The organism is Pedobacter sp. Leaf41 (assembly GCF_001422545.1).
Lineage (GTDB): Bacteria > Bacteroidota > Bacteroidia > Sphingobacteriales > Sphingobacteriaceae > Pedobacter.
The window spans coordinates 797,652-812,009 of record NZ_LMLE01000001.1 but is presented as its reverse complement, the minus strand read 5'-3'; the positions used below and the strand labels follow the sequence as shown (position 1 = coordinate 812,009).

Sequence of the window (14,358 nt, the reverse complement as noted above, 5' to 3'; positions counted from 1 at the left end):
ATCCTCACTTTTCTCTATCCATCAGCTTGCGTTTTAAAAAATCTGCCGTGGCATCACTCACTTTTACGCCATTAGAAAACTTCATCCAATGGTGGGTATCATCAGGAATAGCCAGAAATTCAAAATCCATCTTCAAATCTTCAAAGCGTTTCGCTAAATCTACACTTTGATTAAAAGCTACGTTGCGATCATCATCGGCATGGATGATCAAGGTTGGGGAAGTCCAGGTTTTAACATAGGTAACTGGTGAAGATTCATTCGCAATTTTCGCCGCCAAATCCGCATCGGGAGCAGGCGTTTTCCCTTCGATCGCTGCACTACTAAATCGACTGTTAACACCGTGAATGTCTACACCTGCAGCGAACAGCTTAGAGTCTTTCCCAAGTGCCAGAGCCGTTAAGTAACCTCCATAAGAGCCGCCATAAATCCCTATCCGTTTAGGATCGATATTGGCTTGATTCGCTAACCACTCCCCTGCTGCCTTAATATCCTGGTATTCTGAAGCACCTTGAGCTCCGGCATTTTTAGGTTTGTGAAAATCATATCCATAACCCAAACCCAAACGGTAATTGACAGAAAGTACCGTAAAACCCATACTCACGAGGTACTGATTCAAAGCATAATCAATGGAATAATAATCCATCGGGCTCCAGCCCAGATACATTTGGCGTTGGGGTCCACCGTGAACATAAACAATGGCCGGGTGATTTTTAGCAGCTTTTTTAGGAGAAAAAAGTTGTCCATAAACGGTATTGCCATCAGCCGCTTTAAAATTAACGTGTTTGGGAGTAACCATTTTCGATAACGGAAAATCTTTTGGAATCAATTCTTCACCAATTAGATTTATAGTTCCTCCGGCTTTCAAAAGTGCTGGCAGCAAGGGCCGCTGTGCAGTAGCACTTAAACAAAATACCTGTTTTGCATCTCCCGAAAATACGGGATAAGCTTCAATACCCAAACCCGAACTTAAAGGTTTCATATTGGCTTTATCCGCATCAACAGTATAGATATGTCTTCGGTCTAAATCATGAACGTCCTTACCGGTGTTGGATGCAAACACCAAAGTTTTTTTATCACTGCTTAATTTGATGTTTTCAACGGTGAAGTTACCAGGAGTAAGTAATATTTTTTGTGATCCATCAGCTTTCATGGCATACAAATGCGGCCATCCATCTTCATACGAAGTAAATACAATCCTATCCTTTGCCCACATTAAGTTTGCCCCACCCTCTATCGATGGAAAAGATCCACGTACTGTTTCCGGGGCCTTCCAAATTTGTTTGCTTTTTTCGGTTTTAAGATCAACTGTCCAAATGGCCCAGGGTTGGTGTTTCGCTTTTAATATAGAATCTGTTTCTCCGCCAACTCCTTGCATCCTGACAAAGGCTATAGCATCCCCTTCGGGCGACCAAACAGGAGAATTATCTCTGGAAAATGAGGGCGACAACCATTTAATTGGCGTTTTTTGATCTTGATAAATCCCTATAAATGAATGATCGTTGCGATTACTTACAAATGCAATTTTCTCCCCATCAGGCGACCATTTATAGGATGTATTAGATCCTTTTACACTGATAATATTTTTTGCGGGTGAAGCGCCATCTGCCGGGCTTAGATAAATCTGACCTCCTTTCGCAAAGAGGAGCTGATTGCCTTTTGGTGAAAATACAGGGTTATCACCTTCGGAAATTGAATTTATTTTACCCCCTGAAAATGGAATGGTAAAAATTTCTACCTTGGGTGGGGTTGGTAAGGAAGCCGCATTCACTGAACCGCCGTCTCTTCCACCATGATCGCCGCCCTTTACAAAAACAACCCATTGGCCATCAGCAGAAATAGAAAGACTGGTCAGCTCCTGGCCATCATCTTCATTAAAGTTGGTTATTTTTACCGCTTTATAATCTGGCGCTTCGGCAGTATAAATATTTCTTTTACCTTGTTCATTAGCTGCCCAGGTCATTTTAGAACCCACTGGAGATGCTACCAATTGCGACGGAAAAGGATAACTAAGTACGGATTTAATGGAAAATGATTGCGCAAAAGCTGAGGCTATTGAAGCAAATACCAGTAAAGTAAAAAGCGCTTTCTTCATTATAGGAAATTTCTGGATAATTTATACAAAAAAGCCCTAACCAGTAAATGGGAAGGGCTTGAAAATTGTTTTTTATAAAATTGTTACTGATCCCACCACAATCTTGTGGTTCTTGGTACATCAACAGGAACGTTTGCTCCATTTTTACTCCTTTCACCCTGAGTGTAATCCAGGCGGCGAATGAAAGTTGGCAATGCATTATTCACTGGCAATGTAAAATCTTTGTATTTATAATCAAAACGGCGAGCATCATTCCAGGCTTCTGGGTTGAGATAGGTGGCGATATATTTTTCTTTAAAGATTAAATCTTTAGTAAGTGCGGCTGCACCTACAGAAACTGTAGGCCTTGCTAAATAAGCTGCCTTATCTACTGCTTCAACCTGAAATTTATCCATGTTCGCAGAAATCCCTGCCAAATACGCGTTATATGATCTCGTTCTGTCGGTATCGAAAGCGGCTTCTGCTTCAATGAATTTTAGCTCTGCGTAGGTTACCAGGAAAATTGGAGAAGTGTTTCCGCTCCAGGGAGAATTCTGTGAAATATAGTTTTCATTTTTCAAAGTGTTTGCTCCAGGAGGTCGATTTCCTGCTCCGTTTACAGTGCCAATCCATTTTCCATCAACTGTTAAGTCAGTAATTTTTGGCAGTCGTGGATCAATCGGACCAGGATATGATGTCCCGTTTAATGCATCAATTAATTGCTCAGAAAGCCATCCACCTAAAGATTGCTGTGAATTATTAAGCGCCACAGTTGCCCAAAAATTACGCTCTCTAAAAGTCTGCATTCTTGCATCTTCATTGTTATTAGCGATTGATTTGCTTACAGCATCTAAAACAGCTGCCGGATTGTAGCTAGCAGTTTTACTTACTTTATTCAATAGTCGGGCTTTCAAAGCGTAAGCAAACTTTAACCAGTTGGCCCTCTCGGTAGCAGCAGTAGTGCCATAAATTAAATCGCTGGCTGCCGCTAATTTTACTGCTGAGTTTGTTTTTGCCAACTCCACAATGGCCTCATCAATCAAAGCCATAGAAGATGCATAAACATCTTGTTGCTTATCATACTTCGGCACTAAATTATTGATATTAAAAGCTTCAGAAAAAGGAGCATCGCCCCATAAATCATTCACCATGATCAAATTGTAGGCAATGATCACATCGGCAACGCCTTTATATTCGCTTGAATTTTGGGCAATCGCTAGCTTTTTCATTTCATTGGCATCAGCCATAGCAAAATACAAGGCATCCCAGGTACCACTAAAATCTATGGCCTGGTAAGTATCGCCGGCGCCATTTGCAGCAGGGTTGGCTGTATACTGCACGTAAGGCAAAATAATACTCGCCACATTATAGTTATTTAAACCCGCTTTATAAGTAGATGTTGCTAATAAGGCGTTTAAGGTTGGGTTAGCAACCTGGTTTGGATTATCTGATAGTTTATCAAAGTAACTATCCTTACAGCCTTGCAAACCTAATGTTGCAATCATGGCCGAAAACAAGGTATATTTTATAATCTTTTGCATCTTAATTCTTTTTAAAAACCAACATTAAGCGTGAACAGAATCTGACGGGAAGATGGATAGGTAAATCCTGCAGAGCCATCATTGTTGCTTCCTGCATCATAAGAACTTGATTCAGGATCTACGCCGTAATATTTTGTCCATAACCACAAATTGTTTCCCGTAACCGATAACGAAGCGTTTTTAATTGCTTTTGCAGGTAACCAATTCTGTGGAAAACGGTAAGATAAACTTGCCGAACGTAAACGTACCCAGGAAGCATCAGATACAAATGGCTCAGATACATTTCTGTAATAAATCCGGTAATAACCCTCGCCGTAATTAACATTATCAGGGCCGGTAGTTTGTCCAAGCCAAACTTGTTTGGTATTCGGCGTTCCATTTGCAAGTACACCTTCAAATGTTTTAAACGATCTTCTGTCGGTTGTATAATCTGGCAAGCCAAATGCCGAATAAAAATCTTCTAACCAGTTATATTTTTCGAAACCTAAACGGGCATCAAACAACACGTTTAAGCTGAAGTTTTTGTAGTTGAACGTGTTTCCTAAACCAATAATATAATCTGGTTGAGAGTTACCTAACAATCTTTGTGTGCCACCAGAAATGATTGGAAAACCATTTGTACCGATTAGTAAAGGAAGATTTTTATCTAAAACGATTGGATCCTGAGGGTTTGGAGAATACCTCTGGAAATAACTTCCATAAATATTTCCGTAAGGCTGGCCTTCTATCAGTTTCATGGTTACCCCAGCATTTCCATAACCTCTCGCAGCGCCATACACAATCTCTTTAATGCCATTAGGCATGTTAAGCACCTTGTTTCTATTTGCCGAAAGGTTAAGGTTTACGCTCCAGTTGAAATCTTTACCTACAATTGGTTTACCATTAATGACCAATTCTACACCTCGGTTACGAATATCGCCCGCATTAATTGATTTGGTTACATAGCCTACAGCTGATGAAATCTGGGTTTGAATAATTTGATCCTGACTTAATGAATAATAGTAAGTGAAGTCAAATCCCAGGCGGTTTTTGAAAAACGACATTTCTAAACCTGCCTCATAGGTATTTGTAAACTCTGGTAATAAATCAGGGTTACCCAGGTTAGAAGCAATTGTTAAACCACCTGTACCGGTTGGTAAACTACCGTAAGGAGAATAGCCTGTAAAAGTAGAATATTCTGAAGCATCCTTACCGATCCGTGCATAAGACAACCTTAATTTAGCCTGATTGATCACTGATGGCAGTTTTAAATGATCAGAGAAAACGTAGCTTAAACTTGCAGAAGGATAAAAGAATGATCTGTTTTCTTTTGGCAAAGTTGAAGTGATATCATTTCTTCCTGTAACGGTTAAGAACAGATAATTCTTATAATCAAACGTAGCCTCTCCAAAATAACCCACCAAACGCTTTTCGCGGAGGTTTTGGCTTAGCGTTACCACCCCTGCATTAGTAAGATTAAAGAAGTTATAAATCCCTAAAATACTGCCCAAGGTTCCAATCTCTTTAATTCGTCTGTCGTAAAGTTCTTGCCCTAATCTTAAAGTACCTGTAATGTCTTCCCCTAACTTAGTTGTAAAAGTAGCAACTAAGGTACTGTTCAGTGTTCTAAATTTGGTATTGTACTCTCCGTAGAAGCCCTGCTCGTTATCATACATCGCTTCACCGGTATACATTGGGCCACGAGCTGTTCTCACCCTGTTATCATTGTAGGTATCGATACCAAAACGGTACGATAGATTTAACCATTTTGCTGGATCATAACTTAAACTTGCACCGCCAATGAAGCGGTTTACATCGCCTTTAAGCTTATTATTAGCGGTTCCCCAAATCGGATTATTTGTTCCAAGATATTTTTGAGAACCATCTGCATTTTCATAATCAGAAACATCGTATCGAGGTGAAAAATAAGCTAAACCTTCTCCAAACCGATCGGCTGCATAAGTGTAACCACCTGAATTGGTAAAGTTCATGTTAACAGAAGCCTTAAACTTTGGACTGATAATGAGATCAGTATTTAGTCTTGCAGATAAGTTTTTATTATCCGTATTAGGCATCATCCCTTTTTGGTAAAGTTGCGAGATTGAGGAGAAAAATTTAATAGCATCACTTCCACCGGTTAATGAAACCGAATTTTTAACCTGCTGTCCAGTGCCAAAAGCCTGATCATAATTATTAAAAAGCTTATCAGGATGGGTTGGATCAATTAATTTCGCTTCCGCAATTGTTGGTCCCCAAGCTGGTCCGATACCACCTGGAGGATTGGTATAAACACCTAAAACCCCTTGTGTATATTCTGTTTGAACTTTCGGACTGATTAATACATTCTCGAAACCATAAGTACTATTGAAATTTACCTGGATTCCATTTTGCTTACCTCTTTTTGTAGTAATTACCACTACGCCGTTTGCGCCTCTTAAACCATATAAAGCCGTTGCTGCGCCGCCTTTTAAGATATTAATGGTTTCAATATCTTCAGGATTTACGTCCGAAGCCCTATTGGTTACACCTCTTGAGCCATAAGAATTACCGCCTGGATTTGCTCCTACAGTTGAAGTTGAGTTATCAATCTGAACTCCATCAATGACATAAAGCGGATCGCCAGAAATGTTTGGGTCAATGGAGTTTACACCCCTAACCCTGATACTTGCACCCTGACCAGGACCACCACCAGTACTTGAAATAGTGGCACCAGCAACTTTTCCCTGTAACGCATTAACTAAATTAGGTTGATGGTTATAATTCAAGTCTTCTGATTTAACCGTTTGAGCAGCATAACCTAACGACTTTGCCTGCCTGGTAATCCCTAAAGCTGTAGAAACGGTAACTTCTTCCAACTGTTGTGAATCTGAAGCCAGCGCCAAAGCAATTGTAGTTCGGTTACCAACAGTAACTTCCTGTGTTTTGTAACCAATTAAACTGATCACTAAAACCGCAGATGAAGAAGGTACCTGAATAGTAAAACTACCATTACTATCAGTTGATGTTCCGGTAGTGCTTCCTTTTATTTTAACGCTAGCACCAGGTAATGGCCCAGAATCATCAGAAGAAGTAATTTTTCCTGTTACTGTTTTTACCTGAGCCATAGAAGAAAGACCCGTTAGCAAAACACACAAAAAAAATAGTGAGGTAAAGATTTTTCTCATATCTCTATTATTTAGGTTAAGGTTTGTTAGTTAGATGCAATATATAGTTTTTAAAAATAAAAAACCGCATAAAAACCTAGCAAAAACTGGTTAAATCTAAATAAATAAAGAAATTTGCCATAAAACCTGCAATAAGAATCAGGCATATCGAAATTATACCGCAAAAACAAGCATAATCTTTGCTAAACAAACGGGTTATAAGATAATTTTCAGGTACTAAGTGTATTTTATACACCGTAAACAAAAAAGCCTTCGATTTTATCGAAGGCTTTAATATTTGTCTCTAAATTTTATTGTTGAATGCCGCCCATTCCGCCACCACCTTGTTGCTGGTCTTGTTTTGCGTCATCATTTTTGATTTTTTTCTTTTCTGTAAATTTCAGTTTACCGAAACTATAACTGAAGTTAACCCCAAATGACCGAAGCGGATAGTAGATATTCATGCTTTGGTAAATTGTACCCGTAGCATTTACTGCGTTATTTACTGTTTTAATATGAAGATCTTTTGTAAACGGATTTAACACGTTTACACCAATGCTTCCTTTTTTCTTAAATAAATCCTTTTTAAATGAGGCACCGTAAATGTAAAATGGATCGGTAACACCCTGATAGGTACGTACTCGCGAGGTAATTACATTGAAAAGTTCAAAATTATATCCTTTCCCGAAACCATAAGCAGAACGTACAAACCAATTGAAATTGAAGTAGGTACCCGTGTTAACATTGGTTTCGTTATTGGTTACTGAGTAAGTGCTACCAACAAAATTGGTCATCAATGTCCATTTTGGTTTAGGATTGTAAGAACCGAACAAGTTAAAGCCATAGGTTTCTGCAGTACCCACATTAATATACGAACTCAATGTTTTGTTAATGCCATTTTCTGTAACAGGTGAGATAGAACGCTCTATCACGCCACCTGTACGACGATAAAATAATGAAGCCGTAATAACTGAACCTTTAATATAGGTGTTATAACCCAATTCAAAATTTTGACTTAACTCAGGATCCAATTGTGGGTTACCTTGCATGATATTAAACTGGTCGCTTTCGTTACGGAAAGGATTCAGATAATTCTGGGTTGGTCTTTGAACACGGCGATTATAGCTCAATTTCAAAGTAGCCCCACCTTTCAAAGTTCTTGAAAGAATGGCACTTGGAAACAGGTTTAAATAATCATTTTTTTGGATTCCGCTGTTTTGAGTATTAAAATCAATCTGTGTATATTCTGCTCTAACCCCACCTTTAAACTTCCATTTTTTCGATAAATCGAAAGCAATTACACCGTAAGCAGCACCTACATCCTGGTTATAATCAAAATCTTGTGCAGCAACATCAAACTGACTTTTGATATCGCGTAAAATAGCTTTTGCACCAACCTCTAAAACGGTAGCTTTTGAAAACGGATAAGTATAATCCGTTTGGAAAGTATACTCATTGTTTTTTCCCGTATTGTTACTATTGGTAATTAAACCTGTTGGAAAAGCTGCAGAGGTAAGTGTATTACTGAAACGTGTGGGATTTCTACCCGTGGAAAGTTGTGCCGAAACAGAAAACTCTTCTCCCTCCTTCTTACTCGTTTTACGGTAATCCACGTTCCAATCCAAATTCCTGAAGGTCATTTCCATATCTCCAATATTTGCCGCAGCAATGTTGTTGATGATATAATTGGTTTCACTTGGACCTCCGTTAGAAAAGCTATTAATTTTAGCCGTTGTACTAATGTTATTGTAAGCATTAAAATCGTAATCTAAGCCCAGGCTTCCATTGTAGCCATCACGTCTCCATTTAGAGAATCCATTTTGCGAAATGCTATTGGTTGTACCGTTTAAATATGTGGTGTTGGTTATAAATTCTGTAAGCGATTTTTGCGGATAAGCTAAGTTAGTACCCAAACTAGTGTTCACACTTAAACGGCCAGTTTTAGCAGTTAGGTTAAACGCTCCATTGTTCTGGCGTGTTCCAACTGATGCGTTAACACTTCCGCTAACACCTTGTGCTGTAGATTTTTTAGTGATGATATTGATAATACCTCCCGATCCTTCGGCATCGTATTTTGCCGAGGGACTGGTAATCACTTCAACACTTTTAATTTGCTCTGCCGGAATCATTTTTAAGGCATCAGCTACACTGCTGGCCATTGTTCCAGAGGGCTTACCGTTAATTAACACACGAACAGCCCCGCCACGCAATTGTACATTTCCTGTAGCATCAACCGATAACATGGGCACTTTACGCATCACGTCTGTAGCATCGCCACCGGCATTAGTTCCGTCAGCTTCAGCGTTATATACCATTCTATCGATCTTATTTTCGATCACTGCTTTTGTTCCCTGAACCTGTACATCAGCCAACGTATTTTCTGTTGAAGAAATATAAATGGTTCCTAAATTCTGATCGGGTTTTGCCGGGGTGGTGTTAACCAAAATAGTTTTGGTTTTGTAACCCATAAAACCGATCATCAATTTATAAGAATCAGGCGCAACATTTTGCAATGATAACTTTCCTTTCGGATCTGTTACCCCACCGTTTACCGATTTATTATCCTTTGTATTAATAAGCGAAACTGTTGCGTAATCTATAGGCTGTTTGGTAACAGAATCTAAAATGGTTGCCGTAACACGGCCAAAAACGGTTGGTTTTTTTGCACCTCCACCTAAACCACCAGGAAATTGGGCCTGAGCATTGATAAATATTCCCAGCGATAGGATTAAGAGTAAAATTCTTTTCATATTAGTAAGTTAATCTTTGGTTATTAGTCGGCGGAAGAGGCCATTTGTTACAATGCAGGAGAATACTTTTTCGCGACTTCGTTAATTTAGTCGGCAAAGGTGCAAATTTTTCAGACAATAACAGCGTAAAAATGATAGTTCACTAGAAATGTAAAAAGAAAAAAAAATAGATCGGAAATAAGCAAGAATAACATGCTTCTCATCCTTAACAATTTAATTTGATAGTGATATGATTACCGAGTGCATATACCCTTAATGGAATAGATGTTTTCCAGTATATTGAAGCATTGAAACAACCAAAAAAGCTTAATTAAGAGACATTAGAGGATAAAATAAATATGCACTGGCTGACCAGCGCATATTTATTTTATCAGCGAAGAAATGGATTCTGCCAACAGAAATTGACTATACTTTTCTTATTTTGATAATCCGCATCCAGTGCAAAACCTTCATTACCGGATAGGTTGGATCAAACTCCCACCATTTAGTAGCAAAGTTAGGACTATTGGGTTTTTTATGGTGATTATTCTGAAACAACTCTCCCATTAATAGAAAATCCCAAGGTAAGGAGTTTTTGCTATGGTCATCATTATCGTGGTTAGAATAACCATATTTATGCCCGCACCAGTTAACAATGGCGCCATGTAACGGACCCATTAAAAAATGAATTGGCAATAAAATAAACAACCACCAATGGTTTGCGAACATGATATAAAAACCAATATAAAATAAACCACATGCAATTCGCCATAACCAAGAATTTCCAATCTTATCGACTATAGGCCATTCAGGATAATTACCCTGAAAAGCCGGTTCAGGTTGTATTTTAAACTGCAAATAGTTCATATACATATTTTTTGTAGCAATCATCATCCCGAAAACATCCTTAAAAAAATGTGGGGAATGCGGATCCTTTTCTGTATCGCTATAAGCATGGTGCATACGGTGCAAAATAGCATAAGCCCTTGGATTTAAGAATGATGAACCTTGAGAAATAAGTAAAATTAAATAAAAGAATTTTTCCCAGAAAGGCTCCATCTTAAACATTTTATGCGATGAATAACGGTGAAGGAAAAAGGTTTGGCTAAATAAGGATAAGAACCAATGGCAAAGAAAGAAAATGAGGATAATCATGTATTGTGTGTATGCTTTATTAACGTATTTTATCTACGTTTAGTTTTGGCGGTTAGAAAACCAAGGTATGGGAAAGGAAGAGTTACTACAATCCTGCCCGATTAAAACGAGCAGGATTTAAAAAATATTATCTGCCAAAATCATCCTGAACGCGAACGATATCGCTTTCATCAGATGGGTTTGATGCATCTGTATGTTGCCAAATCTCTGCTACAACACCCCAGTCATCTAAACCGATTAAACGGTGGCGTTCACCTTGTTGTAATTTAATTTGATCTTTTGGGGCGTATGTTTTCACTTCCCCCTCTTCGTCAGTCTGGCTGGTTTTAATACCAACTGTACCGGTAACCACTTGCCAGATTTCGGCTCTGCGGTGGTGGTATTGCCAGGATAAACGGGTATTCGGAGCAACGATCAATATTTTCGGACTTAACTTGCCGCCAATTTTTAAACTCTCTACATCTAAGCCATCAAAATAAGTATCAGCAAATTGTTGAGCCTGCGCCTCATCAATTACAAAAAAACCGCCCCAAGGACGTGTTTCATCGCGGTTTACCACATTAAAACCTTCAATTTTTAAACGCTGTGCAACGCTGTCAAATATTTCTTTTTTATCGTTTGTCATTACTAATTAGGTTATTTTTAAAGCAAAGAAACTGTAAACAATTTTGGTTGATCACAATCTACAGTTTTGGCAAAAATAATGCTTATAAATTAAAAACTCCTTTTTACGACTGCATTTTTTAGTAATATTTTCGAGCTGTTTAGAATCGGGAGAAAGTGTAAAGTTTACTACAGCCGCTGTCGAGAGGAAAAGATTTAATCTCAATGTAGGATTAGAAAATATTCCTGTATTAATTGGATTGATATCAAGCCTGTGGTAATGGAATGCTTGTGCCTTTGGAAGCGCTTCAACTTTTATTTTGGGGAAACGAAGCGATAAACGTTATTTCACTTTAGCGAAAGCTATATTTTGCGAATCCTGTTCTGCACTAAGCTCTTGGACTTTGATTTTGTTCATGGCCATTTCAATAGTAACAGAGGCATTAGGTTTCTGATATTGATCAGAGATAGACCCTGTAACGGATAATATTTGTTTAAGTGCGGCAAAAAATTGACGATCCTTATTTTTTACATATTGTAAATCTCTACCAGATTCACTATAGCTCCTATTTACATTTTCAGCACAGTTTTTCTGGTAAGCATCCAACATTAACAATTTGTTTGTAATAGCCTCTAATGCTTTTTTCGACAATAAAAAACCTTTTATTTCTACCACTTCATTGTTTTTTAAAACATAGGTGTGGCCATCAAAGGCTACTAATGAATTGGAGTTAAAAATTGATTTGGCTACCGGGTACGGAATGCGTAACTTTTTAATTAAGCTTTTATTGAATTGGTATCGCTGATCAGCCAATTGCTTCACATATTGGTTACCATCAATAGCCTGATTTATATTCTGTGCATCAGCATGACAAATAAAACTGGAGAGGAGAATGGCGATAATGAAGATGTTTTTCATGCTTAATTTTTGAACTTCAAAATAACACAAAAATTTTCAAATTATGTATAATAAAGTTTACAATTAACTTTACAATTGAACAACTATAAGTTGTATAACTGATTTCACCATAATTTTTAGCAATGACGCTGAGTAATGTTGAAACATACAAACTTCAGAATCTCTTCAGAATTCGATGATAGCTTTGGCCTTTCGGCCAGAATGAATATCAAACCAATGAACATCTTTAAAAAATTAAATAGTCTATTTCAGTGTAGATTTGGACCTGTACTACTTGCTGTGATTTTGCTATGCACCGCTTCGCTGCTGACGAGGATTTCGCTCTTAGTTTATTCCTCGGCATCTTTTGAGTGGAGTTTAACAAATCTCCTCAAGGTATTTGTTATTGGCCTATTCTATGATCTTGCAGCTGCTTCTTATGCAATAATCCCCCTTATTCTTTATCTGTGGATTTTCCCATCGAGATGGTACAGCAAAAAAATAAGTAAGATATTAATTCTTGCCTATTTTTTTGTGGTAATATTCACGCTTATTTTTAATGCAATTTCCGAATGGATTTTCTGGGAAGAATTTTCGGTACGCTATAATTTTATTGCGGTCGATTATCTGGTTTACACTACTGAAGTTATCGGAAATATCAGGCAGTCATACCCTGTTATTCCCATTTTAACGATCCTTCTTGTCCTTTCAGCATTTATCACCTACTTATTGAGGAAAAAAGTGTGGGAATCTACCCTTATTCCAATGCGTTTTGCAAATCGTTCAAAGCTTCTATTGCTATTTCTTATCGCTCCGATTGCCACCTACTTTTTAGTTAGCCACAACTGGAAAAATCAAAGTCGCAATCAATATGTAAATGAACTTTCGGGCAATGGCATGTACGATTTTGGCTTTGCCTTTTGGCACAACGAGTTAGATTACGATACATTTTATAAGACTATACCCCTCGAAAAAGCACTGTCTATCATCAGAAAAGATCTTAATTTTTTACCAGTCAATTTAAGAAACCGTAACACCATCAGGAATATCAAAGCTGATTCGGCGGAAAAGAGAATGAACGTCATCCTGATTAGCGTAGAAAGTTTGAGTGCTGAATTCCTGGGGAGTTATGGCAATACACAAGGCATCACACCCAATCTGGATTCACTTGCAAAAGAGGGTCTGCTGTTCACCAATTTATATGCTTCAGGTACACGAACGGTTCGTGGTTTGGAGGCATTATCACTCTGTATACCGCCAACACCGGGGCAATCTATCGTTAAACGCCCAAACAATAAAAATCTTTTTACATTGGGCAGTGTATTTCGTTCTAAAGGCTACAGCAGCAGGTTTATCTATGGCGGTTATGGCTACTTTGATAATATGAACGAGTTCTTTTCTCAAAATGGTTATCAAGTCACTGATCGAAATGCATTGAGTGAAAAGGAAATCCATTATGAAAATACCTGGGGTGTTGCGGATGAAGACCTATTTACGCTTTCGCTCCGGGAACTGGACAAAGATTACAAAAGCAAGAAACCCTTCTTTGCGCACATCATGACGGTTTCGAACCACAGGCCATACACTTATCCGGAAGGCCGCGTTGATATTCCATCACATACCGGACGGGAAGGCGCCGTAAAATATACCGATTACGCGATTGGAAGATTTATCAGAGAAGCAAAACTTAAACCCTGGTTTGGGAATACACTTTTCGTCATCGTTGCAGATCATTGTGCATCAAGTGCCGGAAAAGTTGAACTTCCAGTTGATAAATACCATATTCCAATGATAATATATTCACCAGCACATATTAAGCCTGGCAAATTCGAAAAACTTGTGGCACAGATCGATATTGGGCCTTCAATACTAGGATTGCTCAATTTCAGCTATCAAAGTAAGTTCTTCGGTCAGGATGTTTTTAAAATGAAAGACCAGCAGCAAAGGGCATTTATCAGTACCTATCAGAGCTTGGGATATCTTAAGAACAACAAACTTATAATTTTAGATCCAAACAAGAAATCAAACACATTTACGCCGAATTTTAAAACCGGGGCTTCCAAAGTAATCCCTTCTGAAAGTTGGCTAACAGATGAGGCCGTTGCACATTACCAGTTGGCGTCTTACTTGTATTCAAGTGGCGGATATCATCAATAAATCTATCTCATATCCTTAAAACAATAGAAAACGCTACTTGCCATTGCGTTTGGCAATGCAAAATCGTCGGTTAAAGCCTATG

General features: G+C 38.3%; 8 protein-coding genes. 1 reads left to right on the top strand and 7 read right to left on the bottom strand.

The features are described from left to right. Positions 1-4 precede the first annotated feature (4 nt). The 7 genes from ASE92_RS03500 to ASE92_RS03470 all read right to left on the bottom strand — a co-directional run bounded on the left by ASE92_RS03500 (position 5) and on the right by ASE92_RS03470 (position 12,140). On the bottom strand, positions 5-2,092 hold the full coding sequence (locus ASE92_RS03500; RefSeq protein ID WP_056848684.1) for a prolyl oligopeptidase family serine peptidase: 2,088 nt from the start codon (positions 2,090-2,092) through the stop codon (positions 5-7). A gap of 83 nt (positions 2,093-2,175) precedes the next feature. After that, positions 2,176-3,612, bottom strand: a complete 1,437-nt coding sequence (locus ASE92_RS03495) for a SusD/RagB family nutrient-binding outer membrane lipoprotein (protein WP_056848683.1) — start codon at positions 3,610-3,612, stop codon at positions 2,176-2,178. An 11-nt stretch (positions 3,613-3,623) separates the two neighbouring features. Then, complete coding sequence (locus ASE92_RS03490) at positions 3,624-6,755, bottom strand: SusC/RagA family TonB-linked outer membrane protein (protein WP_056848682.1); 3,132 nt, start codon at positions 6,753-6,755, stop codon at positions 3,624-3,626. 290 nt (positions 6,756-7,045) lie between these two features. Further along, positions 7,046-9,484, bottom strand: a complete 2,439-nt coding sequence (locus ASE92_RS03485; RefSeq protein WP_056848681.1) for a TonB-dependent receptor domain-containing protein — start codon at positions 9,482-9,484, stop codon at positions 7,046-7,048. A 405-nt stretch (positions 9,485-9,889) separates the two neighbouring features. Next, positions 9,890-10,618 carry an acyl-CoA desaturase gene (locus tag ASE92_RS03480; protein WP_056848680.1) on the bottom strand — a complete coding sequence of 243 codons (729 nt, stop codon included), beginning with the start codon at positions 10,616-10,618 and terminating at the stop codon, positions 9,890-9,892. Between the two features lie 127 nt (positions 10,619-10,745). After that, positions 10,746-11,243, bottom strand: coding sequence for a phosphoheptose isomerase (locus ASE92_RS03475; protein ID WP_056848679.1), 498 nt, complete (start codon positions 11,241-11,243; stop codon positions 10,746-10,748). A gap of 321 nt (positions 11,244-11,564) precedes the next feature. Then, on the bottom strand, positions 11,565-12,140 hold the full coding sequence (locus ASE92_RS03470; protein WP_056848678.1) for a hypothetical protein: 576 nt from the start codon (positions 12,138-12,140) through the stop codon (positions 11,565-11,567). A gap of 135 nt (positions 12,141-12,275) precedes the next feature. Here ASE92_RS03470 and ASE92_RS03465 point away from each other — a divergent pair, with 135 nt between their 5' ends. Further along, complete coding sequence (locus ASE92_RS03465; protein ID WP_235527273.1) at positions 12,276-14,276, top strand: LTA synthase family protein; 2,001 nt, start codon at positions 12,276-12,278, stop codon at positions 14,274-14,276. Positions 14,277-14,358 lie beyond the last annotated feature (82 nt).

Bases quoted from the DNA above. Each gene is read 5' to 3' on its own strand.
- ASE92_RS03490 (WP_056848682.1), bottom strand. From the start codon at position 6,755: ATGAGAAAAATCTTTACCTCACTATTTTTTTTGTGTGTTTTGCTAACG.
- ASE92_RS03475 (WP_056848679.1), bottom strand. From the start codon at position 11,243: ATGACAAACGATAAAAAAGAAATATTTGACAGCGTTGCACAGCGTTTA.
- ASE92_RS03465 (WP_235527273.1), top strand. From the start codon at position 12,276: ATGTTGAAACATACAAACTTCAGAATCTCTTCAGAATTCGATGATAGC.
- ASE92_RS03495 (WP_056848683.1), bottom strand. From the start codon at position 3,612: ATGCAAAAGATTATAAAATATACCTTGTTTTCGGCCATGATTGCAACA.
- ASE92_RS03485 (WP_056848681.1), bottom strand. From the start codon at position 9,484: ATGAAAAGAATTTTACTCTTAATCCTATCGCTGGGAATATTTATCAAT.
- ASE92_RS03480 (WP_056848680.1), bottom strand. From the start codon at position 10,618: ATGATTATCCTCATTTTCTTTCTTTGCCATTGGTTCTTATCCTTATTT.
- ASE92_RS03500 (WP_056848684.1), bottom strand. From the start codon at position 2,092: ATGAAGAAAGCGCTTTTTACTTTACTGGTATTTGCTTCAATAGCCTCA.
- ASE92_RS03470 (WP_056848678.1), bottom strand. From the start codon at position 12,140: ATGAAAAACATCTTCATTATCGCCATTCTCCTCTCCAGTTTTATTTGT.